17 protein-coding genes and 1 pseudogene are annotated in these 25,687 nt (G+C 73.7%); 6 read left to right on the top strand and 12 right to left on the bottom strand.

Annotated features, from left to right (window positions below; all coding sequences use genetic code 11):
* Nucleotides 1–413: 413 nt before the first annotated feature.
* Nucleotides 414–2,045 carry an FAD-dependent monooxygenase gene (locus AB0C46_RS26105; protein ID WP_362830685.1) on the top strand — a complete coding sequence of 544 codons (1,632 nt, stop codon included), beginning with the start codon at nucleotides 414–416 and terminating at the stop codon, nucleotides 2,043–2,045.
* Nucleotides 2,046–2,206: 161 nt separating this feature from the next.
* Here AB0C46_RS26105 and AB0C46_RS26100 read toward each other — a convergent pair whose 3' ends face one another.
* From AB0C46_RS26100 to AB0C46_RS26090, 3 genes are read right to left on the bottom strand one after another with little or no spacing between them, the layout of a single operon-like run.
* Nucleotides 2,207–4,156 (bottom strand): helicase-associated domain-containing protein, encoded by a 1,950-nt coding sequence (locus AB0C46_RS26100; RefSeq protein ID WP_362830683.1) that lies wholly within the window; start codon nucleotides 4,154–4,156, stop codon nucleotides 2,207–2,209.
* Nucleotides 4,153–5,598, bottom strand: coding sequence for an SWIM zinc finger family protein (locus tag AB0C46_RS26095; RefSeq protein ID WP_362830682.1), 1,446 nt, complete (start codon nucleotides 5,596–5,598; stop codon nucleotides 4,153–4,155). Before AB0C46_RS26095 ends, AB0C46_RS26100 begins: the two co-directional genes overlap by 4 nt.
* Nucleotides 5,595–8,540, bottom strand: a complete 2,946-nt coding sequence (locus AB0C46_RS26090) for a DEAD/DEAH box helicase (protein WP_362830681.1) — start codon at nucleotides 8,538–8,540, stop codon at nucleotides 5,595–5,597. Before AB0C46_RS26090 ends, AB0C46_RS26095 begins: the two co-directional genes overlap by 4 nt.
* A gap of 504 nt (nucleotides 8,541–9,044) precedes the next feature.
* Between AB0C46_RS26090 and AB0C46_RS26085 the strand changes: the two are divergent.
* Both AB0C46_RS26085 and AB0C46_RS26080 read left to right on the top strand, forming a co-directional pair.
* Nucleotides 9,045–10,588: pseudogene (locus AB0C46_RS26085) on the top strand (UvrD-helicase domain-containing protein).
* A 46-nt stretch (nucleotides 10,589–10,634) separates the two neighbouring features.
* A complete protein-coding gene (locus AB0C46_RS26080; protein WP_362830679.1) occupies nucleotides 10,635–10,949 on the top strand; it encodes a DUF6343 family protein in 315 nt (104 codons plus the stop codon).
* Nucleotides 10,950–11,377: 428 nt separating this feature from the next.
* Here the strand turns inward: AB0C46_RS26080 and AB0C46_RS26075 are convergent, their stop codons facing one another.
* From AB0C46_RS26075 to rpsA, 5 genes are all read right to left on the bottom strand, one after another.
* A complete protein-coding gene (locus tag AB0C46_RS26075; protein WP_362830678.1) occupies nucleotides 11,378–11,791 on the bottom strand; it encodes a tetratricopeptide repeat protein in 414 nt (137 codons plus the stop codon).
* A gap of 467 nt (nucleotides 11,792–12,258) precedes the next feature.
* The gene (locus AB0C46_RS26070) at nucleotides 12,259–12,720 is read right to left on the bottom strand and encodes a cupin domain-containing protein (RefSeq protein WP_362830676.1); all 462 of its coding nucleotides are present in this window, start codon (nucleotides 12,718–12,720) and stop codon (nucleotides 12,259–12,261) included.
* Between the two features lie 23 nt (nucleotides 12,721–12,743).
* Nucleotides 12,744–13,334 (bottom strand): dephospho-CoA kinase, encoded by a 591-nt coding sequence (gene coaE, locus AB0C46_RS26065; RefSeq protein ID WP_362830674.1) that lies wholly within the window; start codon nucleotides 13,332–13,334, stop codon nucleotides 12,744–12,746.
* 48 nt (nucleotides 13,335–13,382) lie between these two features.
* Nucleotides 13,383–14,336, bottom strand: a complete 954-nt coding sequence (locus AB0C46_RS26060; RefSeq protein ID WP_362830672.1) for a PAC2 family protein — start codon at nucleotides 14,334–14,336, stop codon at nucleotides 13,383–13,385.
* Between the two features lie 643 nt (nucleotides 14,337–14,979).
* Nucleotides 14,980–16,503: a 30S ribosomal protein S1 gene (gene rpsA, locus AB0C46_RS26055; protein WP_362830670.1), complete on the bottom strand. Its 1,524-nt coding sequence runs from the start codon at nucleotides 16,501–16,503 to the stop codon at nucleotides 14,980–14,982.
* A gap of 379 nt (nucleotides 16,504–16,882) precedes the next feature.
* Here rpsA and AB0C46_RS26050 point away from each other — a divergent pair, with 379 nt between their 5' ends.
* Nucleotides 16,883–17,704 (top strand): class I SAM-dependent methyltransferase, encoded by an 822-nt coding sequence (locus AB0C46_RS26050; protein WP_362830668.1) that lies wholly within the window; start codon nucleotides 16,883–16,885, stop codon nucleotides 17,702–17,704.
* A 94-nt stretch (nucleotides 17,705–17,798) separates the two neighbouring features.
* On the top strand, nucleotides 17,799–20,405 hold the full coding sequence (hrpB, locus tag AB0C46_RS26045) for an ATP-dependent helicase HrpB (protein ID WP_362830666.1): 2,607 nt from the start codon (nucleotides 17,799–17,801) through the stop codon (nucleotides 20,403–20,405).
* A 6-nt stretch (nucleotides 20,406–20,411) separates the two neighbouring features.
* Here hrpB and AB0C46_RS26040 read toward each other — a convergent pair whose 3' ends face one another.
* The 3 genes from AB0C46_RS26040 to AB0C46_RS26030 all read right to left on the bottom strand — a co-directional run bounded on the left by AB0C46_RS26040 (nucleotide 20,412) and on the right by AB0C46_RS26030 (nucleotide 23,642).
* Nucleotides 20,412–21,425, bottom strand: a complete 1,014-nt coding sequence (locus AB0C46_RS26040; RefSeq protein WP_362830730.1) for a DUF3068 domain-containing protein — start codon at nucleotides 21,423–21,425, stop codon at nucleotides 20,412–20,414.
* 96 nt (nucleotides 21,426–21,521) lie between these two features.
* Nucleotides 21,522–21,656, bottom strand: a complete 135-nt coding sequence (locus AB0C46_RS26035) for an SPW_0924 family protein (RefSeq protein WP_362830664.1) — start codon at nucleotides 21,654–21,656, stop codon at nucleotides 21,522–21,524.
* A gap of 183 nt (nucleotides 21,657–21,839) precedes the next feature.
* Entirely contained in the window at nucleotides 21,840–23,642 is a 1,803-nt protein-coding gene (locus AB0C46_RS26030) for a lytic transglycosylase (RefSeq protein WP_362830662.1), read from the bottom strand.
* Between the two features lie 150 nt (nucleotides 23,643–23,792).
* Here AB0C46_RS26030 and AB0C46_RS26025 point away from each other — a divergent pair, with 150 nt between their 5' ends.
* Entirely contained in the window at nucleotides 23,793–24,743 is a 951-nt protein-coding gene (locus AB0C46_RS26025; protein ID WP_362830660.1) for a DUF4184 family protein, read from the top strand.
* A gap of 49 nt (nucleotides 24,744–24,792) precedes the next feature.
* Here AB0C46_RS26025 and AB0C46_RS26020 read toward each other — a convergent pair whose 3' ends face one another.
* Nucleotides 24,793–25,497, bottom strand: a complete 705-nt coding sequence (locus AB0C46_RS26020; protein ID WP_362830729.1) for a rhomboid-like protein — start codon at nucleotides 25,495–25,497, stop codon at nucleotides 24,793–24,795.
* Between the last annotated feature and the right edge of the window lie 190 nt (nucleotides 25,498–25,687).

Raw genomic sequence — 25,687 nt, 5'->3', positions numbered from 1 at the left:
GCCGCGTCCCCCGGGGCGGAGCACGCTCCGCGAGGCAGCTGTGCCCGCCCACCGCACCCGGTGATACGGGCGGGTGGCGGAGGACGTGGCTGTGCGCGGGGCGGGGCGGGCACGGCCTGAGGGGGAATCATGATGGGGAAATCGGGGGGCGGCAGGCCGGCGTTCGCGCCGGCCTGCCGGGACCCACAACGCGCACAGCTGCTTCCACCGGCGCCACTGCGCCTTCTGCGGACCGCCTCCGCATCCCTGCCGTCCTCGTTGGCGGCTGCCTTCACGGCTTCCTTCACGGCCGCCACCGACGCCGTCATCGCCGCCGCTCGCCGACGTTCCCGACCGTATGCGGCACCGCCCTTTCTGGACGTGTCCCGCTCCCGCAGGGAAACGGCACGCCGCCGCCGAGAAAGGGACTGCCCATGAACGCGTCGAGCACCTCGAGCGGCAACGGGCTCGAGTTCACCCACCCTTACCTCGCCGTGGTGCTCGGCGGCGGCTTCACGGGCATGCTCGCCGCCGCGGCACTGTCCGGACACGCCGATGTCATCGTCGTCGAGCGGGACCGGCTGCCGCGGACCCCCGCCCGCCCCACGGACCTCCCGCGGGCCCGGCACGCGCAGCTGCTGACGGCGGACGGCGCCCGGCTGATCGACGCCCTGCTGCCCGGCAGCGCCGCGCGCTGGCTGGCCGAGGGCGCCCGCCGGATGCCGTTACCGGCGGAGTTCGCCGGGCGCGCCCCGATGGGCCGGCCGGGCCGCCGGGCGCACTCGCGCCATCTGCTCGCCTGCTCCCGCGATCTGCTCGACCGGGTCATCCGCCGGCAGGTGCCGGCCCTTCCTGGGGTGACCGTCCTCGACGGCACCGAAGCGACAGAGCTGACCGGCACCGCGGAACACATCACCGGGGTGCGCGTGCGGGACACCACCAGCGGCGCCACTCACCTTCTGGATGCCGACCTCGTCGTCGACGCCACCGGCCGGCACTCCACCACCCGGGAGTGGCTGACCGCGCTGGGGCTGCCCTCCGCTCATGAGGACGTCGCGGACTCCGGGATCGTCTCGGCGACCCGTATCTTCCGCGCCACCGAGGGCGCGGAGAACTGCCCGGTGCTCACCGCCCGTTCGGGGCTCAGCGGCCCGTCTCCTGCTCCTGGCGCCCCGCACCGCCCGGTTCCCGGGAGGACGGCGACGCTGGTTCCGATCGAGGGCGGGCGCTGGCTGGTCACGCTCACCGGCACCGGGGACGACCGCCCCTCCGAACACGCGGACCGGTTCGTGCCGTTCGCCCGCTGCACGGGCCACTCCGTCATCGGTGACCTCATCGCCGCCGCCGAGCCGCTGAGCGAGGTGCGGCTGACCCGCGACACCTCGGACCGGCGGCGGCGCTATGAACAACTGCCGTCCTGGCCCACAGGGTTCATCGCCCTGGGCGGCGCCGTGGTCTCGCTCGCCCACGACTGCGGTCAGGGCCTCTCCCTCGCCGCCCACAGTGCCGCGGCGCTGCGCCGGGCACTGCGCCGGCACGGGATGGACGAGCCGTCGCTCACCCGGAAGGTGCAGCGGACCATCGGGCGTCTCGTCCAGGAACCGTGGTCCGTGGCCACCGGCGAAATGCTCCCCTCCCCCACGACCGGCCGGGCCGTCCGCCGCGCCTACGTCGACGTCCTCGCGCCCGCCGTCCCCGCGGCCCCGTTCCTGCGCCCCGCTGCCGCACTCGATCTGTTCCGGGGCAAGGCACGTCTCCGTCCCACGGCCGGCAGCGCAGCGGGCCGGCAGACGTCGCCGGACCCGGCACCGCTGACGGCGGCGCCCGGAATCCCGGCCGCCGCCGGTCCGCACCCTCCGTCGGCGGCCGGTGCCGCCTCGGCCCTCCCGGCGAGGCCGGCCGCCGCGCTCTCGGCCGCACCGCCCGCTCCGGGGCAGCCCCCGGCCCCGCCCCACCGCCCCGGTGCCGCACCCACCCCCAGGCGCCTCCCCCGCCCGCTCAGCTTCGGGCCGACGGCGCTGCGCCGGATCAGCGGGGCGACCCGACGGAAACCGGCCGACGGCTGAGGTCATGACCGCGAGCCCCGCCCGTCCGGTGGCCGCCCTCGCTGTCTGGCGGCTCGGACCACGCGGCTGCGGTCCGGTCCCTGGCGTGCGGCGGTCGCCGAGGACGTCCACCGGAACGCTCGGCCTCTCCGTGTACGTGGGCGTTCCCCGCTGTCAACGGGTCACGCCTCGCCGGTCCTGGTGGCCTCTCGGGGCGGTGCCGGAACCCCCAGGAGGCGGTGGGCGAGGGCGAGCGGCGCCCGGTGGTCGCGGGTGGGGGCGGGTGCCGTGGCGCGGTGGGTGGGGAGGCGTTCGACGGTCGTGGTGCCGGTGTCGGATTCCAGGGTCGGTGCGTAGCCGGCGGCGCGCAGCGCGTCCAGGGTGGCGGCCGGCGGCCGGGCGCTGACCAGGACGGTCGGGGCGATGGCGCGCAGCCCGAGGTCGTGCAGTGCGCGGTGGGCGGCGAGTTCCTCGACGAGCGCTGCGTCGTCGGAGCGGATACAGCAGGCGGCGGGCAGGACACGCATCCGGCCGTGGGCGCGGGCGGCATCCCGGATGAGGTAGCCGAGCGGCTGCGGCAGGGTGCCGGTCGCCGAGGCGCGGGTGAGGTCTTCCAGGAGGGTGTCGGCGGTGTGGCCGGTGTCCAGTGCGCGGCGTACGGAGTGGGGGGTGAAACGCCAGGTCACGGCGTGGCCTTCGGATTCGCGGTCGGCCGCAGCGGCGAGCAGTGCGGCGAGCGCGGCGGCGGGGCGGCCGGGTACGACAGCCGTCAGATCGGCCTGGAAATGGGCCTGTTCGAGGAGCGGCGGCAGCAGATCGGCGAGCGGCCGGTCCAGCGACTGCGGGTCGGCGAGCAGCGCGCGGCCGAGCGGGGTGAGGGTGCCGTGGGCGGTCAGGCCCAGGTAGGCGGCTTCGTGGAGGGTGTGGGCGGCGCGTTCCCCGGCACTCGGCTGGTGGGTGACGGCGAGGGGGCGGTGCCAGTCCGCTGCCCGGAGGAGCTCCGTCCAGGGGGTGTGGCTGCCGGTCTCCTGCTCCGGGGGTTCGGTGAACGGCAGTGGCGGGAGGGGGGCTCCTGCGCCGGAGGGGACGGTGGCCAGGGCGGCGAGGAGGGCGTGCCGGAGGGCGGGCGCGTGCCGGTCGTGGCCGCGGACCAGTGCGGTCGGGGTCTCTCCGAACGGGGTGTGGGTGGGGATGTCCCACAGCCCTGACCAGACGGCCAGAACGGGGGCGAGGCGGGCGCCGGGCGGGCGGCCGAGCCAGTCGTCGTAAGCGCCGGTGGGGGCCGCGGTGATGCCGGACGGGGTGCGGGTCAGCGCGACCAGGTCGGCGGCGAGCGCCAGGTCGAGGAGGAGGCGGGTGTGCGGTTCGGTGGCGCCGGCCGCCTTCGCCAGCCGTTTGATCTCGCGTACGGCCAGCCCGCCCGACTTGCGCAGCGCGGCGGGCTGCGTCGCCAGGGAGGCCAGCAGGCGGTCCAGGGTGGCGGCGAGGGTTGCCGCGGCGGCCCGGGATTCGTCGTGCACCGAGGTCGGCGGCACGGATACGGCGGGCGTCACGGGGGCGGCGGGGCCGTCCGGGGTGGGCCGTGGGGCGTCGGCGAGGAACGGGCCGGGGTCGTGGGCGGCCAGGAGCTGCGGGGTGCGCGGCGGGACGACGATCGCACCGTCCTCCGTGGGCGCGGCAAGTCCGTCGTCGTAGAGGCCGCTCAGGGCGGTGGCGGCGGCGGTGCGGGTGCGGCCGGGTGAGGTGGCGCCGAGGGCGGCGAAGACGTCCTCGGGCGGGACGGGTTCGGTGGCCAGGTGGGCGAAGGACAGCCGGTGCGCCATCAGGGACTGGTAGTCGGCGCCCGGGGCGGGGGCGGCGGGGCCGGGGGCGGCACGCCGGGCGCGCTCCTGGCTGATGCGGGCGGTGACGGTGAGCACCTGGAGCCGGGGGTGGTCGAGGTGCAGCACCAGTTGGTGGAGGGTTTCGTAGGACCACAAGGCGCTTGCCAGGCCGCGCAGTTCGGTGGGGGCGGGCCGGCGGGCGAGCGGCTCGGCATGGCGGGTGAGCAGTGCGGCGAGCTGTTCGGGGGTGCGCTGGGCGAGGGACCGGGTGAGTGCGTCGAGACCTTCCACGGCGTTGAGGTTAGTCATCGCGCGAGCAGGGCGGTGAGGGCGCCCACGGGGTCGGGGTCGGCCGGGCCGGTGGGCCACCAGTCCTCGGTGCCGGGCTCGGATTCGTACGGATACCAGCGGTGGTCGCGGCCGAAGCGGAGCTGGATCCCGCGGTCCGGGTCGGTGAGGTGGTTGTGGCGCGGGCGCAGGGACGGGAGGTCCGCGGCGAGAAGGGCGCTGCGGGCCCGGTCGAAGTCACCGGCCGGGGGGTTCCAGGTGGTGTCGAGGAGGGCGAGACCTTCGGGTCCGCCCTGCCGCCAGGCGGCGACGGAGCGGGCCACGTCCGTGGTCGTACGGCCGGTCGCCGCGGCGAGGTCGCGGTAGAGGGCCCGGGTGGTGGAGGTCAGGCCGGCGGTGGGGTGAGCGGTGGCCGTCAGACGGATGGCGTCCTCCCATGGAGGCAGTGACGGGAACGGGCTGTGGACGGCCGGGCGCCCGGCGCCAAGGCCCGGGGAACCGGCGGCGGACACGCAGGCGTAGGCGCGGGCGGCGGCGTCGGCTGCCAGGAATTCGAGGGCGGCGGGGTCGAAGGGCAGGCCGTCGCCGTCCGGCAGGGCCGGCGGGCGACCGGGCTGTGGGGGCGCCGGCAGCGGTGGCGGGAGCGGCGGGCGGGGGCGGTCGGCGAGCGCCACCCTGGCCAGGACACCGTCCGTGGTGGACATCCCCGGTGCCGCACGCTCGCCGGGGGCCGCCTCAGCGGCTGTGCCGGAGGCGGCAGTTGGCGTCGCCTCACGGGCCTCGGGCCGCTTGCCGGGCTGTGGCGGGAGGGCGGCGGCGACGGGGTGGGCGCGGGCTTCGTGGGCGGTGAGGGCGGCGTTGCGGCGGGAGAGGCCGTCGAGGAGTTCGCGTTCGCCGCGGCCGCGCATCAGCAGCAGGACGAACGGGTCCGCGTCCAGGAGCCGGGCGACCTGGAAGCAGAGTGCGGCGGCGTGCTTGCAGGGTCTGCCGTGGTCGGGGCACGAGCATCGGGGGACGAGGTCGCCCGGCCCGGGGAGGAGGCGCGTCTCCCCGTCGGCCAGCGCCCGGGGCAGCTTCTTGGCCAGCAGGGCGGTCAGCTGGTCGGGGTCCGCGGCGATGGTGTCCAGGAGGGCGTCCCACTCCTGGTCGTTGAGGATCCGGAGACGGATGTCGGCGCTGTAGGGCCGGGGTCTGCTGCCGCGTACGGTGGCGACGATGCGGCCCGGGGTGACGTTGATGGTGTCGACATGGCCGTCGCGGGCGTAGGTCCGGCCGCGGGCGAGCCGGGCGCTGTCCAGGGCGGTGGTCTCCAACGCGTCCAACCAGGCGCTGCCCCACCAGGATTCGGCGAACAGCCCCCGGGCACCGGTCCGGGCCGGCAGGGGCGGGAAGGTACGGGAGCGGTCCGCGCGGGCCAGCCGGTCCGCGGCGGCGGCGCGCCCGGAGGTGCGGTGAGGGTTCATCCGGGCCTCCTGAGGGAGACGAGGTCGGCCAGTTCGGCATCGGAGAGCTCGGTGAGCGCGGTCTCGCCGCCGGAGAGCACCGCGTCGGCGAGCGCCCGTTTGGCGCTGAGGAGTTGGGCGATTTTGTCCTCGACCGTGCCCTCGGCGATCAGGCGGTGGACCTGGACGGGCTGGGTCTGGCCGATGCGGTAGGCGCGGTCGGTGGCCTGCTCCTCCACCGCCGGGTTCCACCAGCGGTCGTAGTGGATCACATGTCCCGCGCGGGTCAGATTCAGGCCGGTGCCCGCCGCCTTCAGGGACAGCAGGAAGACCGGGGCGTGCCCCGACTGGAAACGGTCGACCATCTTCTCCCGTTCGGCGACGGGGGTGCCGCCGTGCAGGAGTTGCGCCGGGATGCCGCGGGCGGCCAGGTGCCGTTCGAGCAGCCGCGCCATGCCCACGTACTGGGTGAAGATCAAGGTGGCGCCGCCCTCGGCGAGGATGGTGTCCAGGAGTTCGTCGAGGAGTTCGAGCTTCCCGGAGCGGGCGGCGAGACCGGGAGCGGCCTCCTTGAGGTACTGCGCGGGGTGGTTGCAGATCTGCTTGAGGGCGGTGAGCAGCTTCATGACCAGGCCGCGGCGGGCCATGCCCTCGGCGGTCTCGATCCGGGTGAGGGTCTCGCGGACGACGGCCTGATAGAGCGCGGCCTGTTCGCGCCCCAGTGCCACCGGGTGGTCCGTCTCGGTCTTGGGCGGCAGTTCGGGCGCGATCCCCGGGTCGGACTTCTTACGGCGCAGGATGAACGGACGCACCAGCCTGGCCAGCCGCTCGGCCGCCGCCGGGTCCTCACCGCCCTCGACCTCACGGGCGTGCAGTGCGCGGAACGTCTTGAGGGGCCCGAGGAGCCCGGGGGTCGTCCAGTCGAGGAGGGACCACAGCTCGGAGAGGTTGTTCTCCACGGGCGTGCCGGTGAGGGCGATCCGGGCGGGGGCTTTGATGCTGCGCAGCGCCTTGGCCGTCGAGGAGCGCGGGTTCTTCACGTGCTGGGCCTCATCGGCGACGACCCAGGCCCATGACCGCCCGGCCAGTTGGGTGGCGCTGCTGCGCATCGTCCCGTAGGTCGTCAGCACAAAGCCGCCGTCCAGGCCGTCGAGGCTGCGTCCGGCGCCGTGGAAGCGGCGTACGGGCGTGCCGGGGGCGAAGCGCTCGATCTCGCGCTGCCAGTTGCCCAGCAGGGAGGCCGGGCAGACGACGAGGACCGGTGCGCTCGGCCGCCGGTGCAGATGGAGCGCGATGACGGTGATGGTCTTGCCCAGGCCCATGTCGTCGGCGAGACATCCGCCGAGGCCGAGGGTGGTCATGGTGTCGAGCCAGGCCATGCCCCGTAGTTGGTAGTCACGGAGGGTGGCCCGCAGTCCGGGCGGCTGGGGCAGGGGGCGGGCCTCCGTGGTGAGGCGGCCGCGCAGCGCGGCGAGGGCGCCCTGGGGCACCACCTCGACCTCCTCGCCGTCCACCTCGGTGGTGCCGTTGAGCGTCGCGGCGAGGGCGTCGGCCGGCTCCAGATAGCCCAGTTCGCGTTTGCGGGCCTTGCGGACGAGCCCGGGGTCGACCAGGACCCACTGGTCACGCAGCCGGACGACGGGGCGGTGCGCCTCGGCGAGGGCGTCCATTTCCGCCTCGGTCAGCGGCACCCCGTCCATCGCCATCTGCCAGCGGAAGTGCAGCAGTTCCCGGGTGTCGAAGAAGCCGAAGCCGTCCGCGGCCGAGCCGGGAGCCGGGCGCAGCACGGCCGACGCGGTCAGGCCGCGGGCGAGTTCCTTGGGCCAGTGGACGGCCACTCCGGCGGCGCCCAGGCGTGGCGCGGCCTCCCCCAGCAGCTCGTACAACTCGTCCTCGCCGAGCGGCAGTACGTCGGGGACGGGCCGCTCCAGGAGACGGCTGAGCGGGGCCCAGATGCGGGCGGCGCGGCGCAGGGCGAGGAGGGTGTCGACACGGGAGCGCGGCCCGAAGTGGTCGGGGCCTTCGCCTTCCCACAGGTTCCGGGCGTCGGCGACCAGGGTGGGGTCGGTGAGGCTGTGCACCTGGAGGACGGCGGCCGCCGCGCTGCGCTCTTCGGCACCGCCCGCCCCGCTCTCCTCCGCCCTGTCGAAGAGCTTGTGCGGGGCGAGGTCGAGACGCAGGGAGAGCCGTACGCCGGCGTCGACCCCGGCCGCGACCTCGGCGGCCCATTCCCGGGCGCCGGGGAGGTGTTGGGGTGCGCTCGCGGCGAACGGGGCACCGGCCACCATCCCTGCGGCCGGGGTACGGGGCAGTGCATCGACGACCGCGTCCACATAGAGCCGTACCAGGGCCGCGGGGTCGGGCACCTGAAGGGGGCGGCTGCCGGGGATCGGCACGGCGTAGGCGTCGGCGGGCATGGCGGCGGCGATGGCCCGGAGGTGCGCGATGTCCTCGGGGTCGAGCGGGCCGGCGCGCCAGGCGTCGGTGTCCTGGAGGGTCAGTCCGGGCAGCAGTCTGCCGCGGGCGGCGAGGTGCAGCGCATGCAGGGTGGCCGCGCCCCAGCTGGCGGCGGCCGGGTGAGCCGTCGGGTCGTGCCGGGCGCGGACCAGGAGGGGGACGGCCGCGGCCGGCGGGAGCAGGACGGCCGGGACCGTTCGGCTGCGGGCGCCGTTTCCATGGCGTCGGGCGACGGTCAGCCGCCCGGGCTCGGCGGCCCCGGCCTCGTCCGACACCGCTTCTGCACCTCCCCCGGCGGCGAGATCCGGGAGCGGGCCACCATCAGGGCGCCAGAAAGCGATCTTTCCGGCGCGTGGCGGCTGGGCGGGCAGGAAGACCGCAGCGCAGCCGGCCAGAGCGGCACCGCCGGTCCCGCTGCCCTCCCTCGCACCCCCGGGCACGACCGTGGTCCGGCCGTCCGACGGCCGGGCCTCCCCTGCTGCCGTCTCCTCCCACCGCCTCGCCATGCCATCCCTTACCGCTCGGTCGTTCCGCCCCGGTCGCAGCACCCTCCGAACCTGCCGCGCCCGCCCTGCTCCTACGCCCCCGACCTGCGAGTCTACGGTCGTCCCCACTGTGTCTCCTGCGCCCCTCTCCCGCGTCTGCCCCGCCCTCCGACGGCTCCGGGCCATGCATCACCGGCCCCATCCCCACCCGGCCCTCGCCCTCACTCCCGCCGCCGCACGCTCCCGACGCCTTGCGGAGTGAGCGAGTGCACCGCCTGCTTCCGCCGGCCGTCCCACGGCCGCTGCCGTGCTGATTCCCGGCCTGCCGACGATCGTGCGACCGCCGCTGCCTGAGTCCGATGGAAGCAGACAGCACTGACAACGGCTCCCACCTGCGCCTTTCGTGCACCGGCCGGAGTTATCCACAGCCCGCGAAGATCTCCTCGCCCGCTCCGCGAAATCCGCTACGGTGAGCGACATCATCACTCTCAGTGACCACTCGGCCAGTATCGGTGAGGAGCACTCATGCACACCCCCACGCCCGAACAAACCGTCGCGACGGAGGCCTTTCCGACCGGCGCGCATCTCGTGATCCAGGCCGGCGCCGGGACCGGCAAGACGACGACCCTCGCCCTGCTCGCCCGCACCGCGCGGCGGCTGGGCCGACGGGGCCGGTACATCGCCTTCAACAGAGCCGTCGCGCGCCACGCCGCCCGGGCCTTCCCCGCCGGGGTGGCCTGCGGGACCGCCCATGCCCTCGCCTACACCTCCGTGGGCAGGGACTACCAGGCGCGGATGAACGCCCCGCGCCGAGCAGGATGGCGCACGGGCGCAGCCCTGGGCATCGCCGAAGAGATGTCCGTACGCCTCGGAGCACGCAAGGTCACCAACAGGTCGCTCTCCCACACGGTTCTGCGCACCGTCACCCGCTTCTGCCAGTCGGCCGACAAGGCGATCGCGCCGCACCATGTCCCGCCCCTGCGCGGAGCCGAATCCGAGCCGCTGCACGCGCAGCTCGCCGAGCTCACCCTCCCTACGCGCGCAAGGCCTGGGCCGACCTGCAGCACCCCGATCACGGCGTGGTCCGCTTCGAGCACGACCACTACCTCAAGATGTGGGCGCTGCGCGAACCCGTCATCCCTGCGGACTTCCTGCTCCTCGACGAGGCACAGGACACCAACCCGGTGGTCGAGCAGGTCTTCACGGCCCAGCGCGACCACGCTCAGCTGGTGCTGGTCGGGGACTCCGCCCAGGCCATCTACGGCTGGCGCGGCGCACGCGACGTCATGACCGGATTCGACGGCAGACAGCTCAGCCTCTCCCGCTCGTTCCGCTTCGGGCCGCCGCTCGCGGCCGAGGCCAATCGCTGGCTCACGATCATCGGCGCACCGATCCGGCTCACAGGCTCGCCCGGCCTTAAGACGGTGCTGGGCACGGCCCGTGCGCCGGACGCGATCCTGTGCCGGACCAATGTGGGAGCGATGGTGGAGGTGATACGGCAGCTGGCCGGGGGCCGCCGGGTCGCGCTGGCAGGCGGCGGCGAGGCACTCAGCGCCCTTGCCCGCGCCGTACACGACCTCAAGTGCGGGCGCCGCACGGCCCACCCCGAACTTCTGCTCTTCGAGACCTGGGGCGAACTGCGCGAGTACGCGGAATTCGACCCGGCCGGACGGGATCTGCTGCCCCTGGTGGAGTTCGTCGACGAGCACGGCACGGAGGCCTTGCTGTGCGCTCTGAACCGGCTCTCCCCCGAGGACTCCGCGGAGGTGACGGTGTCCACAGCCCATCGGGCCAAGGGCCGGGAGTGGGCGTGCGTGCGCATCGCGGACGATTTCACCTGCCCCGATGATCTCGACGCGCGTGACGAGGACGGGTCCCCGGTCCCCGGCCCGGTCGACATCGACGAGGCGCGCTTGGCCTACGTCGCCGTGACCCGCGCCCGCTCACTGCTCGACATCGGCGGGCTCTCGTGGATCAACAGCCACCCCGCCGGCGACCCACGCCCCACCGCGCAGAAGTCCGAGGAAGAAGAGGTCAAAGGTGTGGAAAGAGGCACCAGGGACGGGTGACTGGCTCATCGATCGGGAGGATCCTGGAGGGAGGAGATGGGTTCCGATGCGTACAGGAAATGAGCCCCTTCAGGCACGCAGCCCGCTGAAAATACGCTGTGGGCTGGCGCTGTGGGGGATGCTGTGGGCGATCGCCGGAGCCGTGGCCTTCGTCAACGCCGGCAGGCCGGAATGGGGCGCCGCGTGTGCCGCACTGGCGATGGTGGCGGCCACGGACCTGGCCATGGTGATCCGCCACATCCGCCAGGGACCGCACTACCAGCCGGGCAAGGACATACCGCCATACCCCCCTGACCGAGGCCGGAACAACGCGTTCGGCATACGCAACGGCACGCGCCGGAGACGGGACACCAGGCCGTAGGCGCTGCGGCGCGGCGGTGCCGGTATCGCGCAACGCCTCCCGCATCCGACGACGGACCGAGCGCGCGGGTGGAGTGGGGGCTGGAGGGTGGGCAGTGCCCACGATCGGCTCTCCCGGCGCGGGCGCGGTCGCGGTCACCTGGGTACCCACGCTCACGCCGTGGTTGGCCGGTCGCGCCCCGGCAAGGAGACGGCGTGCGGGCTCCCGGCAGGGGCAACGTGCAGCCTCCCGGCAGGGACGCGGCGTGCGGCGGAATCGGGACTGCCGGTCACCGATTCCCTGGGCGTGGGGATGCGCGCCTGAATGCGGGCCGTCCTGGCAAAGGCGGCACGGGCCCTGGCTACCCAACACATGGCGTCATGCTCCCGGTGGCGTGCACAACGCACGCTGAGGGGATGGGACGTTCACGCGAAACGGCCTCGGCGCGGCTATTCCGGATCGCGGTTCGAGTGGCCGGGGCCGGGTTCGTCGTCGCCGGTGTCGCGTGCGAAGCGGGCGGCTTCGACGAACTCCGGGCGCGGCTCGAGAGCCGCGGCCAGTCGGAAGTGGCGCAGCGCCTCCTCTGACCGGCCGGCGCGCTCCAAGGTGCGGCCGAGTGCGAAGTGCGCGAAGGCATTGTCCGGTTCGCGTTCCAGCACGATCTGGAACTCAAGTTCCGCAGGACGCAGTTGAGCGGTGAGAAAGAAGGCACGGGCGCGCAACAGCCGGGCCGCGGTGTTCTCGGGGTGCGCGGTGATGACCGAATCCAGCAGCCGGATCGCACCACGCGGGTCGCGGGCCGCCAACAGCTGCTCCGCGGCACGGAAGTCGATGACATGCGTCTCGGGGCTGCTCTCGGGCACGGCCTGCTCCTCTCGGTCGCCGTCGGGACATCCATCCGCTGCGGACCGTACGGCGTTGCCTGCGGCACAACAATCCCATCGGTCCCGGCATTCCCCCGTCGGCACGGCCTCAACCGGCCATACCGGCGCCCCCGCACGAGGCACTCACACGTGCCGGGAGAGGAACGACGAGGGACACGAAACAGACGGAGGGATGGCGCGGTCGAGGAGGTGGCGGTAACGGAGGAGGTGGCGGCGGGACGGGGGCGGGCCGGAAGCGGAGGAGGCGGCGGGGTGGGAGGGGAGGGGAGGGCCCCAGAGCCAGGCCACCTCTCCCCCAGCCCCAGCCTCCAGCCCCACCCCAGCCAACCCAACTCACCAGCCGCCCCAGCCCCAGCCCACCCCCAGCTGAGGGCCCCCGCAGAGCGCCCCACCCCTGCCAACGCACCCTCCGCCCCCACCACATACTGCCGCCTTGCCCCTGGCCGTTACAGGCTGATGTGGTACGCCTTGCGCAGCGTCTCGTGCACGGTCCACCGCGTGCGGTCGCCCTCGCGCAGGACGCAGGCGTCGCCGGGGCCGACCTCCAGCACCGGGCCGCCTTCGACCTCGATGGTGGCGCGTCCGCTGACGACCACGAACAGCTCATTGGCCTCGGTGTCCGTCACCACACCCGGCGTGATCTGCCAGATTCCCCGGATCTGCCGGCCGTCGGGGGCCTCCCACAGCACCTTGCCCGTCACCACCGGCTCGCCGGAGACGATCTGGGAGGGGTCCAGAGGGTCGGGCTCCAGGTCGTCGTCCGCGATGCCGGGGATGTTGACCACGAACGATGCCGGCGCCGGGTCCCCGGCGGAGGGGGACTCGGCGGCGGCGCCGGAGCCGGGCTCCGCCGTGAGGTCGGGCTCGATGTCAGGTGTCTTGGCGTCAAGGCCGGAAGCAGCAGTCATGGCGGCGAGGGTACCGTCCGGCCTCAGGCGGTCCGCAGGCGCTCCCATACTGCACGGACCTGGGGTTCCAGCGCCTCCAGCGGGCCGTCGTTGTCGATGACCAGATCCGCGACCGCCAGCCGCTGTTCGCGGGTCGCCTGGGCCGCCATCCGGGACTTCGCCTCGTCCTCCGCCATACCGCGCAGCCGTACCAAGCGGTCCAGCTGGGTCTGTGGTGCGGCGTCGACGACCACCACCAGGTCGTACAGCGGTGCCAGCCCGTTCTCCGTCAGCAGCGGAACATCGTGCACCACCACCGCGTCCGGGCCTGCCGATGCTTCGAGTTCGGCCGACCGTGCCCCGACCAGCGGATGCACGATCGCGTTCAGCGCCTTGAGCTTCTCCGGGTCGGAGAACACGATCCCGCCCAGCTTCGGCCGGTCCAGTGTGCCGTTCGGCGCGAGGACCTCGTCGCCGAACTCCTCGACCACTGCGGCCAGTCCGGGCGTACCCGGCTCGACGACCTCACGTGCGATCTTGTCCGCATCCACAATCACCGCGCCGTACGACGCCAGCAATCGCGAAACCTCACTCTTGCCCGCACCGATTCCGCCGGTCAGCCCCACCTTCACCATGGGCCCACGCTATACGCTGCGCACGGACGGCAGGAGACTCCGGCCGGCTCAAGATCCGCCCGCGCCGCCGTCCCCCTCGCGCTCCGCCAGGAAGCGCTCGAATTCCCTGCCGATCTCGTCGGCCGACGGCAGTTCCACCGGCTCGGCCACCAGATTGCCCCGGCTCTCCGCCCCGGCCACCGCGTCGTACTGATGCTCCAGCCCGCTGACCAGGGCGACCAGCTCCTCGTCGCCCTCCGAGATCTGCCGCTCGATCTCCTCCTGCGTCCGCAGCGCCTCCGTGCGCAGCGCATGCGCGGCACCCGGCAGCACCAGGCCGGTCGCGGCCGTCACGGCCTCCAGAGCGGTCAGCGCCGCGTCCGGGTAAGCGGACCGGGCGATGTAGTGCGGCACATGCGCCGCCACCCCCAGGACGTCATGTCCCGCTTCCGCCAGCCGGAATTCGATCAGTGCCTCCGCGCTGCCGGGCACCTGCGCCTCATCGAAGAAGCCGCCGTGTCCGGGCATCAGATCGGTGCGGTTGCCGTGCGGGGTGATGCCCACGGGGCGGGTGTGCGGGACGCCCATGGGGATGCCGTGGAAGTTCACGGAGAGGCGCACGCCGAGCCGCTCCACGATCTCCTTCACGGCGCCCGCGAAGCGCTCCCACTCGACGTCCGGCTCGGGGCCGGACAGCAGCAGGAACGGCGCGTCTGTGGTGTCCCGTACGAGCCTCAGCTCGATGTTCGGGGTCTCGTAGGCGGTCCAGCGGCTGCGCTCGAAGGTGAGCAGCGGGCGGCGGGCGCGGTAGTCGACGAGGCGGTCGTGGTCGAAGCGGGCGACGACCTCGTTCGGCAGGCCGTCCAGCAGCCGTTCCACGATCTGGTCGCCGGTCTCGCCGGCGTCGATGTACCCGTCGAAGTGGTACAGCAGCACCAGTCCGGCGGAGTCCCTGGAGGCCAGCGCCTCCACCTCCGCGAGCCCGCTCGGCTCCCATTCGTACAAACCCTGGGGATCCAACACAGTGACTGCTCCTCCTCGTTCTCATGAGCGCCAACACACGGCCCGGCGCAGTCATTCCCGGCAACGGAGATGACCCGCCGTCCCGTGCACACCGCCCAGCCCCACACCAGAGCCAGTCCCCCACCGCACCGGTCCCACACACCGAGCCCCACCCCGCCCGTCCAAAACCGGCCGCATCCGGCCTCACACACCTCGACGGCCCTGCCGCGCCCCCGGACACCGCAGACCGACGCCCCCCAGAGCCTTCCGCCCGCAACAGGCGCCCCCTGGATCTGCCCCGCCGCCCCTCCCCACAGCCAGCGGCCACGACCTCCGAAATCCCCTACCAAGAAGTCACGTTCCTCCCCCCGGCCGCTTCCCCCGCCGCTTCCCCGCCCCCATCCTGTGACGCACTCCAGCGGCCGCACAGCCCCCGAACGCCCTCACCGCCACGAAGCCGGGGCGACACGAGGCAGCCCGGCCGCACAGCCCCCGCACCGCCGCCGATCCGGGCACGCGGGCCGCGTCCCCGAGGCACCGGAATCCCCGGCACCCGCCGGCCGTCCGACGCCCCCGCCGCTCTCCCTCCCCGCACACGGCGAAGGCCCGCTCCCCCGAGGGGGAACGGGCCTTCGTCTATCGGCTAGTGCCTATCGGCGAGAGCTCAGCTCTGGCCGCCGGCCAGCTTCTCGCGGAGCGCGGCGAGGGCCTCGTCCGACGCCAGGGCGCCGGAGTTGTCCGCCGACTCCGAGGAGTAGGAGCCGCCGCCGCCACCGGCGTTGCCGCCGCCGGCCTGGCCGCCACCCTGCGCCGCCGGCGCCGCAGCACCCTCGGCCGCAGCCTGCTCGTCGGCCTCGCGGGACTTGATGACCTGAGCCTGGTGCTGCTCGAAGCGCTGCTGCGCCTCGGCGTACTGGTTCTCCCACGCCTCGCGCTGGGCCTCGTAGCCCTCGAGCCAGTCGTTGGTCTCCGGGTCGAAGCCCTCGGGGTAGATGTAGTTGCCCTGGTCGTCGTAGGACGCGGCCATGCCGTACAGGGTCGGGTCGAACTCGACCGCCGACGGGTCGGCACCGAAGGACTCGTTGGCCTGCTTCAGCGAGAGGCTGATGCGACGGCGCTCGAGGTCGATGTCGATGACCTTGACGAAGATCTCGTCGTTGACCTGGACGACCTGCTCCGGGATCTCCACGTGGCGCTCGGCCAGCTCGGAGATGTGGACCAGGCCCTCGATGCCCTCGTCGACGCGCACGAACGCACCGAAGGGAACGAGCTTGGTGACCTTACCCGGGACGACCTGACCGATCTGGTGGGTCCGGGCGAACTGCTGCCACGGGTCTTCCTGGGTCGCCTTGAGCGACAGGGACACGCGCTCGCGGTCCATGTCGACGTCCAGGACCTCGACCGTGACCTCCTGGCCGACCTCGACGACCTCGGACGGGTGGTCGATGTGCTTCCAGGACAGCTCGGAGACGTGGACGAGACCGTCGACGCCGCCCAGGTCCACGAAGGCACCGAAGTTGACGATGGAGGAGACGACGCCGGAGCGCACCTGACCCTTCTGGAGGGTGGTGAGGAAGGTCTGGCGGACCTCGCTCTGGGTCTGCTCCAGCCAGGCACGGCGGGACAGGACCACGTTGTTGCGGTTCTTGTCCAGCTCGATGATCTTGGCCTCGAGCTCCTTGCCCACGTAGGGCTGCAGGTCGCGGACGCGGCGCATCTCGACCAGGGAGGCCGGCAGGAAGCCACGGAGGCCGATGTCGAGGATGAGACCACCCTTGACGACCTCGATGACGGTACCGGTGACGATGCCGTCCTCTTCCTTGATCTTCTCGATGGTGCCCCAGGCGCGCTCGTACTGGGCGCGCTTCTTCGAGAGGATCAGGCGGCCTTCCTTGTCCTCCTTCTGGAGGACCAGGGCCTCGATCTCGTCTCCGACGGCGACGACCTCGTTGGGGTCGACGTCGTGCTTGATCGAGAGCTCGCGGCTCGGGATGACGCCTTCGGTCTTGTAACCAATGTCGAGCAGGACCTCGTCCCGGTCGACCTTCACGATGACGCCGTCGACGATGTCGCCGTCGTTGAAGTACTTGATCGTCTCGTCGATCGCGGCGAGGAAGGCTTCCTCGTTACCGATGTCGTTGACCGCAACCTGCGGGGTGGTGGCGGTGGTCTCGGTGCTGCTCGTCATGTGGGTAAAGGCTCCGGTGCGGACATTGAAGTCGTAGGTACTGCTACGCCGAGAGCCCGTATCGCCTCTGCATAAGCCGGACAGTGTCAAAGACGTATTCGCCGGAAGCCCACAGATGCCGGAGCACCCGGAGCGATCCGAGATCGCCTCAAAACCGAGGGGACATACATACAGATGCGAGCGCGGCCTGCTCCGTCTGAGGCGCGCAAGCCCGCAGCGCAACTTGTAGCATACGGGGGCAGCCGGACCCGGTCAATGCGCGAACGCGCACACCCGGGGCAGAACGCCCCATAACCGGCACACGCGATGTTCCGCGAGGTCGAACGGCCTCACAGTCCCTGCAGCTTCAAGCAGAGCAAAGACTACGACGACGGGCGCGATGAACCAAGACCACGAACCCGAGGCGACCCGCCGTGACACCTCGGACACCGAAAGCAGCCGGGCCAGCCGTGGGTGGTGGGACCGGAACGCGGACGAGTACCAGAGCGAGCACGGTGCGTTCCTGGGGGACGACCGGTTCATCTGGGGCCCCGAGGGGCTGGACGAGGCGGAGGCCGCGCTGCTCGGGCCGGCCGCCGAGCTGAAGGGGCGGCGGATCCTGGAGATCGGGGCCGGCGCGGCACAGTGTTCCCGCTGGCTGGCGGCGCAGGGCGCGCTCCCGGTCGCGCTGGACCTCTCCCACCGGCAGCTGCAGCACGCGCTGCGGATCACCGGCGGGATCGCGGACGATCCCACCGAGCTGGTGGAGGCCGACGCCGGGGCGCTGCCGTTCCGCGACCACAGCTTCGATCTCGCCTGCTCCGCCTATGGGGCACTGCCGTTCGTCGCGGATCCGGTGCGGGTGCTGCGGGAGGTGCGCCGGGTGCTGCGCCCGGGGGGCCGGTTCGCCTTTTCCGTCTCCCACCCCCTCCGGTGGGCCTTCCCCGACGAGCCGGGGCCCGAGGGGCTGTCGGTATCGGCCTCCTATTTCGACCGCACGCCGTATGTGGAGCAGGACGAGTCCGGCCGGGCCGTGTATGTCGAGCACCACCGGACGCTGGGTGACCGGGTCCGGGACGTGGTGGCCGCCGGGTTCCGGCTGGAGGACCTCGTCGAACCGGAATGGCCGGACTGGAACACCCAGGAGTGGGGCGGCTGGTCCCCGCAGCGCGGGCATCTGATCCCGGGGACGGCGATCTTCGTGTGTACGGCGGAGGCTTAAGGGCCGGCCGGGTGGCGCGGTCCCCGGTGCGGGCCCCGGGCAGCGGACCGGGGTAGGGGGCCGGGGTAGGTGCCCGGGGCGGCAGACTGGGGGCGTGATCCGCCGTGACGCCCTCGCCCAGTTGCCCGTCCGTACCGCGTTGCCCGCGCTGCGCGCCGCTCTCGACGGGCCCGGGAGTGCGGTGCTGTGTGCCCCGCCGGGTACCGGCAAGACGACCTTGGTACCGCTGGATCTGGCGGGCCTGACCGGCGAGGGGCCGGTGCGGCGGGTGCTGGTCGCCGAGCCGCGCCGGATGGCGGCCCGTGCGGCCGCGCGGCGGATGGCCTGGCTGCTGGGCGAGGAGATCGGCACGGGGGCTCCCCCGGCGCAGGGCTGGGGCCGGGTGGGGTTCACGGTGCGGGGTGAGCGCCGGGCCGGGCCGCGTACCACCGTGGAGGTGGTGACCACCGGAGTGCTGCTGCAGCGGCTGCAGCGCGATCCGGAGCTGGCCGGGGTCGATGTGGTGGTGCTCGACGAGTGCCATGAGCGGCATCTCGACGCCGATACCTCCGCGGCGTTCCTTTTGGACGTACGGGAGACGCTGCGGCCCGAGCTGCGGCTGGTGGCGGCGTCCGCCACGACGGACGCGGAGGGCTGGGCGCGGCTGCTGGGCGGTGCGCAGGGTGCCGCGCCGGTGGTCGAGGCGGCGGGCGTGTCGTATCCCGTGGAGGTGGTGTGGGCGCCGCCGGAGCGGCCGGTGCGGCCGGCGCACGGGACGCGGGTGGATCCGGCGCTGCTGACGCATGTGGCGGGGGTGGTCCGGCGGGCGCTGCGTGAGCGGTCGGGGGATGTGCTGTGTTTCCTTCCCGGTGTCGGGGAGATCGGGCGGGTCGCCGGGGAGCTGGCCGGGGTGGCCGCCGAGGTGCTGCAGGTGCACGGGCGGGCACCGGCCGAGGTGCAGGACGCCGTATTGGCGGGCGGGAACGGCGTACGGAGAGTGGTGCTGGCGACGTCGGTGGCGGAGTCCAGCCTGACCGTGCCGGGCGTGCGGGTGGTGGTGGACAGCGGGCTGGCGCGGGTGCCGCGGACGGATCATGCGCGCGGGCTCAGCGCGCTCACCACGGTGCGGGCCTCCCGGGCGGCGGCCCGGCAGCGCGCCGGGCGGGCGGGCCGGGAGGCACCGGGTGCGGTGTACCGCTGCTGGGCGGAGGGGGAGGACGGGCGGCTGCCGGCCTTCCCCGATCCGGAGATCAAGGTCGCCGATCTGACGGCGTTCGCCCTGCAGGCGGCCTGCTGGGGCGATCCGGCGGCCGGCACTCTCGCGCTGCTCGACGCGCCGCCGGCCGGGGCGCTGGCCGCGGCACGGGAGGTGCTGACGGCGATCGGTGCGGTGGACGGGGCCGGCCGGGCGACGGAGCGGGGCGTGCGGATGGCGCGGCTCGGACTGCATCCGCGGCTGGCGCGTGCCCTGCTGGACGGGGCGCCCGAGGTCGGTGTGCGGCGCGCGGCGGAGGTGGTCGCCCTGCTGAGCGAGGAGCCGCCGCGGGCCTATGGGGATGATCTGGCGGCCGCGTGGCGCACCGCGCGGCGGGGCGGCGATGCGTACGGAGCGCGGTGGCGGCAGGAGGCGCGGCGGTTGGCGTCGGCGGCCGGGGAGCCGCGGGCCGGGTCGGGTGCGGGCGGCGGCCGGTCCGGTGCCGCACCGCTCACCGATGACGCCGCGGCGGGTCTTCTTGCCGCGCTGGCGTTCCCGGAACGGGTGGCCCGGGCCCGTGGTGCCGGGAGTTACCTGATGGCGTCCGGGACCGGGGCCGAGCCGGCGGGGGCGGGTCGGGGCTCTTCGGGCAGGGGGGACGGTTCGGGGCTGCGGGAGGCGGAGTGGCTGGCGGTCGCGGTGGCGGACCGGCCGGTGGCGGCCGCGTCGGCGCGGGTGCGGCTCGCGGCGGTGATCGATGAGGAGACGGCGTGTGCGGCGGCGCCGGCGTTGTACGCGTCGGGTGAGGAGGTCCGCTGGTCGGACGGGGATGTGGTGGCCAGGCGCGTGACCCGGCTGGGGGCGATCGAGCTCACGGCCCGGCCGCTGACCGCGCCCGACCCGGGGCTGCTGCGGGACGCGGTGGTGTCGGGCCTGCGCCGGGAGGGGCTCGGTCTGCTGCGGTGGTCGGCCGCCGCGGTGTCGTTGCGGCAGCGGATGGCGTTCGTGCACCGGGAGTTGGGGGCGCCCTGGCCCGATGTCTCGGATGCGGCGCTGCTGGAGCGCGTCGAGGAATGGCTGGGGGTGGAGCTCGGACGGGCGCGGCGGCGGGCCGATCTGGAGCGGATCGATGCGGGGCAGGCGCTGGCCCGGCTGCTGCCGTGGGCGACCGGCGACGCGGCCCGCTTCGATGAGCTGGCGCCGGAGCGGGTCGAGGTGCCGAGCGGTTCACGGGTGCGGGTGGACTACGGCGGTGCGCAGCCGGTGCTGGCGGTCAAACTGCAGGAGTTGTTCGGCTGGCAGGAGTCGCCGCGGGTGGCCGGCGGGCGGGTTCCCGTGCTGGTGCATCTGCTCTCCCCCGCGGGGCGTCCGGCCGCCGTCACGGCCGATCTCGCCTCGTTCTGGCGGGACGGATACCGGTCCGTACGGGCGGAGTTGCGCGGCCGCTATCCGAAGCATCCCTGGCCGGAGGATCCTTCGGCGGCGGAGCCGACCCGGCACACGTCGGCGCGGCGGGGGCGGGGCTGACCGGCGTCACGGGCCGGCGCCTGTGGTGCCGTCGCCGGCCGGTGCCGCAGCGGCGGATGGCCGGGCCGGTGCGGTGGCGGGGCGGCGGCCGCGGGCTTCGAGGTGCAGGCTCAGGGCGAGCAGCGCGGCGCCGAGGAGCAGGAATCCCCAGGGGAGGTAGCGGGTGAGCAGCAGGACGAGGGTGCGCTGTGAGGTCACCAGGGCCACGGTGGAGTCGACGTAGTCGTCGCGCATCTTCACATGGCCGGCGAAGGCGGTGACCTTGCCGCCGCCGGGCAGCAGATCACCGCCGCGCAGCTCTTCCCGGTGGATCTCCTGGCCGTTGACCGGGGCGCCGGTGCCCGGCTCGACCCAGAACATCCGCTTGGTGGTGTACCAGCGGGTGGTGCCCATCTTCTCGACGGACTGTGGGGTGATGCCCTTGACCGGCATCTTCTTGGGGAGGGCGACCTTGGTCCAGGGGATGGTCTGCTCGAAGTAGTAGACCTCCAGGCCGCGGAAGGTGCGGGTCCCCTTGTAGTGGATGGGGGCCGAGGTGCGGGTCTGGGCGTCGAAGTAGGTGTAGTCGCGCCGCTCGGTGAGGAACGGCCATTTGTACTCGATGCCTTCGCGGCGGACCGGGTCGCCGTCGACCATCTCGCCGGTGGCGTGCACGGGTTCCTGGGAGTGCGCGTCGAAGATGTAGCGCTCGGGGATGGCGGAGACCATCTTGCCGTCGGGTCCGGCGACGTAGGACAGCGTGTTCCAGACGACGAGGTCCCGGCCGGCGGACTTCTCGATCCGGTCGGAGGCGGCGACATCGCCCTTGAGGGTCTGCACGATGGTGACCTTCGGGACGCGTTCGGCCTTCATCGTCCCGTAGTTGAGGAGGGTGGCGGGCCGGGCTTCCAGGACCATGGTCTGGTACTGGCCGGGTGGGATCTTGGCGAGCCGGGGGAAGGCGTACCACCGCATCAGCGGGGACAGGGCGGTGAAGAAGACGGCGCAGGCGAGCAGTACCAGGCTCGCCCTGCGGCGCATTCCGCGCGGCGGCCGGCGGCGGCCGGGGGCGGCAGGCGGCCCGTTGGGGGTCCTCGGGGTGGGCACAGTACGGCGCATGACGGTCGCGTCCCTCCCTCAGGGGTGCTTGGGGACGGCGGTCAGCAGCGGTTCGGGCGAGGTGGTGCCGCTGGGTGCGCCGGTCGCCGTGAGGGTGAGGACGAGGGCGAGCGCCGCGGCCAGTCCGACCGCGGCTGCTGTCAGGGCGCGCATGGTCGGCCTCCCGGGAGCTGATACGGCGTCAGGGCGGGGGCACCGTAGCAACGGGCGGCAGAGATGAGAACACGTTGCACCGCCGTCCTGCCCGGGACGGCGGGCAGGACGGCGGAGACGTGGCGGGCGCGGAGGCCGGCCCGGGGTGCGGAACCGGCCGTGCGGACGGGCCGGGTGGTGGGGTCAGGAGCCGGCCGGGGCGGCGACCTTCAGCTTGACGGTGAGTACGGCGCCGTCGGCGGTGGTCAGCCGCAGCAGGAACGTGCCCGGGTGCGCGTCGGTGTAGATCTTCGGGAGTTTCAGCAGGCCGTTGGCGTCCGTGGTGAGGCCGGTGAGCGTGCGGACCGGCTTGTCCTTGTCGGCGCCGGTGGCCTCGGGGTCCTTGAAGTAGGGGCCCTTGTCGTTCTCCACGGGCTGCTTCGGGTCGTCGGTGACCATGGTGGCGGTGACCGCGACACCCGCCGCGGTCTTGTCCTGGTAGGTCGCCTTGATCTCGACGGCGTCCTCCGCGAAGGCCTTCCCGGCGGTCGCCGTCAGCGCCTTGTCCGAGGTGCGGGCGAGCTTGTCGGCCTTCGGGGCGGGCTTGGCCTTGACGGTGGCGCCGACCTCGACGGCGGGCGCGGTGTGCTCCGCGGCGGTGACCCGGATGCTGAAGGTTCCGGTCCGGTCGCCCGCGCGCAGGGTGGGGGCGGTGGCCAGGCCGTCCTTGTCCGTCTTGACGGTGACGGCGGTCGCACCACCGGGGAAGCGGGCGTCGGTGGTCGGGGGGAGGGTGAAGCGGACGGGGGCGCCGGCGACGGCCTTGCCCTTGGCGTCCTGGGCGCGGACCTGCGGCGGGGTGGCGAACTCGGTGCCCGCGGTGGTGCTCAGGTCCTTGTCGCCGGTCCGTACGAGGGTGGTGGGGTGTGCGGGCCGGGTGGGCGGCTCGGGGGTGGGGGTGGGCTTCTGGGTGGGCGGCTGGGTGCCGCCCGGTGTGGGGCCGGTGCCGTCCGGGCGGCCCGGCTTGCCGGGGTGGTGCTGTCCCTTGCCGGGCTTGCCGGAGCCGCCGGGGCGCGGGCTCTTGCCCGGCGTGCCGCCGGGGCCGGGGCCGTGGTGCTTACGGCCTGCGGACCGGCCGCCGTTGTCGCTGTCGTGCCGTCCGGGGTCGCGGTGGACCGGCAGCACGCCCTTGCCGTCCGGTACCTCGTGGGTGCCGTTGCGGTAGAACGCGTACCAGGACAGCACGGTGCGCAGATATTCCTCGGAGTGGTTGTAGCCGAGTATCGCCCGGTCCAGGTCGCCCTGGGCCGTCAGATCGCGGCCGCCGGCGCAGAGATAGCGGCCCGCGGCGAGCGCCGCGTCGAAGACGTTGTGGGGGTCCTTCTTGCCGTCGCCGTTGCCGTCGGCGCCCCAACCGGTGCCGTCGGGGCCGCCGTCGGACCAGGTGGACGGGATGAACTGCATCGGGCCCACGGCACGGTCGTGGGTGAGGTCGCCGTCCAAGCGGCCGCCGTCGGTGTCGGTGATCCGCGCGAAACCACGGCCGTTGAGCTGCGGGCCGAGGATCGGCTGGACGGTGGTGCCTTCGGCGTCGACCGCTCCGCCGCGCGCCTGTCCGGATTCGACCTTGCCGATCCCGGCGAGCAGCTGCCAGGGCAGCCGGCAGCCCGGGTCGGAGGTGCCGATCGTGGTCGCGGCCTTCTTGTACGCGGCCAGGACGGTGGCGGGGAGACCGGCCTCGGCGGGTCCCCGGCCGGTGGCGGGGCCCTGGCCGGTGTGGTGCGAACCGTGCGGCGGTACCGGGCTGTTGAGGGGCGGCAGGTCGGTGTAGTACGCCGAACCGCCGTCGATCGGAGTGTCGGCGGGGGGCGGGGCCGGCGGCCGTTTGGCGGCCGCGGCGCCGGTGGCGCCCGGCGCCTGAGAGGCGGTCAGCGCGGCAAGCACCAGGGCCGCCACGGCCGTCGAGGCCGCTCCCCTTTGGAGCCGCCGTCGGAATGTGGCTGCCATACGTGGTCCCCTCCGCATTGCCCTACCGCGCTCCTGACGCGGTATCGCGCTCCCCAGCGCTCCAACTCAGGCGAGACTACGACAACTCGGGCCAGGCATCTACCACCCGCATCAGACACATAATGATCTGAATCGATCGAGGAGAGGCACATGCCGTTCACGCTCAGCCATGCCGCCGCCGTGCTCCCGGCCATCCGGCGGACCGGTGCGGCCCGTGGTCCGCTGGTCGCCTCGGCGCTCGTGGCGGGGTCGTTCGCACCTGATATGACGTACTACGCGGACACCTTGGTTCCGGGCGGCATGGCCTTCGGCGAGGTCACGCACTCGCTGTCCGGTGTGCTGACCGTGGATGTGCTGGTCACCGCGGCGCTCGTGGGCGGCTGGCTGCTGGTGCGCGAGCCGTTGACCGCGCTGCTGCCCCGGGCCTGGCGGGGCCCGGTCCACACCTTCCTCCTCGGCCGGCCCTGGCGCCCCCGGGGTCCCCGCGAACTCGCCGCCCTGGTGGGCTGGTTTCTGGTCTCGGCGGTCCTCGGGGCGGTGACCCATGTGGTCTGGGACGCGTTCACCCACCCGGGCCGCTGGGGCACCCGGCTGGTTCCCGGTCTGGACCGGGTGGTGGGCGGCCTGCCGGTCTCCACCTACGTGCAGTACGGCACCTCGGCGCTCGCCCTGGCGGCGATGGCCGCGTTTCTGTGGCCGCTCCTCCGGGGGCGCGGCGGCACCGGCGGTCCCGCGGCGGCCGGGACGGCCATGCCGGCCGCGGTACCGGTGCTGACCGTACGGCTGCGGCTGCTGCTGACCGCCCCGCTCGCGCTGTGTGTCGCGGCCGGCGCCGTGCACCGGGTCCTGCGGGCGCGCGCCGTGTACGGTCCCGCGGCGGCCTGGCTCGACTACCTCCCGACCGTGCTCTTCGGCGCCGGGGCCGGCCTCGTCCTCGGGCTGCCGCTCTACGCGGTGGCCGTACGGCTGCTGCACCGCCGCGCCCGGGCGGCCGACGCCACGGGCCGGCTGCCGGCACCCACGGCGCGGAACGCACCCCGGGCGGTGTCGCCGTCGGGTGCCGCGGCCGCGTCGCGGAACACGTCACCCGGCGCCGAGTGACGGTGCCGGGGAGTCAGTTGGGTACCCGCGCCCGCGGCACCTCGTCGGGCTACTCGACCTCGACCAGGGCCGGGGCGGGCTGCGGCACCGGCACCGGGGCGGCGCGCCGGGCGGCCCGCAGCAGGCAGGCGCCGCAGACGAAGCCGATGGCGGCCGCCAGCAGATGTCCGACGGTGGTGAAGTCGGGCAGCTTCCCGCTCCAGTCGCCGCCGAGCACCGGCCAGGCGACGACACCGGCCGCCGCGGGCCACCGCGCCCGGCGCAGCAGGAACGCCCCCGTCGCGAGCACCGCCTCGGCCCCGTAACTGATCCCGAAGTCGGTGGCGTGCCGGACGCTGTCCGGATACCAGCCGTGGGCGAGGGCCACGTGGATCAGCGGCACGGTCAGCAGTGTGGCGGCGAGATGCCCCAGGACGAAGAGGCCGTAGGCACGTGCCGCTCCGTACCGTCGCTCCAGCCACGCCAGGCACACGATGACACCGAGGCCGAGCGTGATCAGCGTGCCGGCGAAGGCATCCGAGGCGAAATCGGTCAGCGTGCCGTCGAAGAACAGCATGCTGCCCGCCAGTACACGCACCGGACGGTCCTGCAGGTTGTCCAGATTCGTACTGACGCCGAGCACCACCCGCTGTGCCTCCGCGGTGGACAGCACCGCTGTGCACCACAGATGGGTCGACAACAGCAGTCCGGCATAGCCGGCCGTGACCGGGCTGCGGGAGACATAGGTGCCCAGGGCTCGGGCCACACGACGCATCACGGGGTGATCAAAGCAGAGCGCTTTCGAGGTGAACAAGATCCATGGCGCGTCGGGCGACGACTGTGCTGCCGCCACCGCTGAGCGGGCCGGATCCGGCCACAACTCGGTGCGGTGCGGGCCGGGTTGCGGCCGGGGCGGCGTGGCCGGTGACGGCGCGGGGCGCCCGCGCCGTCACCGGCCCGCGTTC

The organism is Streptomyces sp. NPDC048637, assembly GCF_040650675.1.
Lineage (GTDB): Bacteria > Actinomycetota > Actinomycetes > Streptomycetales > Streptomycetaceae > Streptomyces.
The sequence above is the reverse complement of the archived record's forward strand: the minus strand, read 5'-3'. Positions and strand labels throughout refer to the sequence as shown.

Coding starts and splice junctions, on each gene's coding strand:
- AB0C46_RS26105 (WP_362830685.1), top strand. CDS start 414: ATGAACGCGTCGAGCACCTCGAGCGGCAACGGGCTCGAGTTCACCCAC.
- AB0C46_RS26100 (WP_362830683.1), bottom strand. CDS start 4,156: ATGACTAACCTCAACGCCGTGGAAGGTCTCGACGCACTCACCCGGTCC.
- AB0C46_RS26095 (WP_362830682.1), bottom strand. CDS start 5,598: ATGAACCCTCACCGCACCTCCGGGCGCGCCGCCGCCGCGGACCGGCTG.
- AB0C46_RS26090 (WP_362830681.1), bottom strand. CDS start 8,540: ATGGCGAGGCGGTGGGAGGAGACGGCAGCAGGGGAGGCCCGGCCGTCG.
- AB0C46_RS26080 (WP_362830679.1), top strand. CDS start 10,635: ATGCGTACAGGAAATGAGCCCCTTCAGGCACGCAGCCCGCTGAAAATA.
- AB0C46_RS26070 (WP_362830676.1), bottom strand. CDS start 12,720: ATGACTGCTGCTTCCGGCCTTGACGCCAAGACACCTGACATCGAGCCC.
- coaE (WP_362830674.1), bottom strand. CDS start 13,334: ATGGTGAAGGTGGGGCTGACCGGCGGAATCGGTGCGGGCAAGAGTGAG.
- rpsA (WP_362830670.1), bottom strand. CDS start 16,503: ATGACGAGCAGCACCGAGACCACCGCCACCACCCCGCAGGTTGCGGTC.
- AB0C46_RS26050 (WP_362830668.1), top strand. CDS start 16,883: ATGAACCAAGACCACGAACCCGAGGCGACCCGCCGTGACACCTCGGAC.
- AB0C46_RS26040 (WP_362830730.1), bottom strand. CDS start 21,425: ATGCGCCGCAGGGCGAGCCTGGTACTGCTCGCCTGCGCCGTCTTCTTC.
- AB0C46_RS26035 (WP_362830664.1), bottom strand. CDS start 21,656: ATGCGCGCCCTGACAGCAGCCGCGGTCGGACTGGCCGCGGCGCTCGCC.
- AB0C46_RS26030 (WP_362830662.1), bottom strand. CDS start 23,642: ATGGCAGCCACATTCCGACGGCGGCTCCAAAGGGGAGCGGCCTCGACG.
- AB0C46_RS26025 (WP_362830660.1), top strand. CDS start 23,793: ATGCCGTTCACGCTCAGCCATGCCGCCGCCGTGCTCCCGGCCATCCGG.
- AB0C46_RS26020 (WP_362830729.1), bottom strand. CDS start 25,497: ATGCGTCGTGTGGCCCGAGCCCTGGGCACCTATGTCTCCCGCAGCCCG.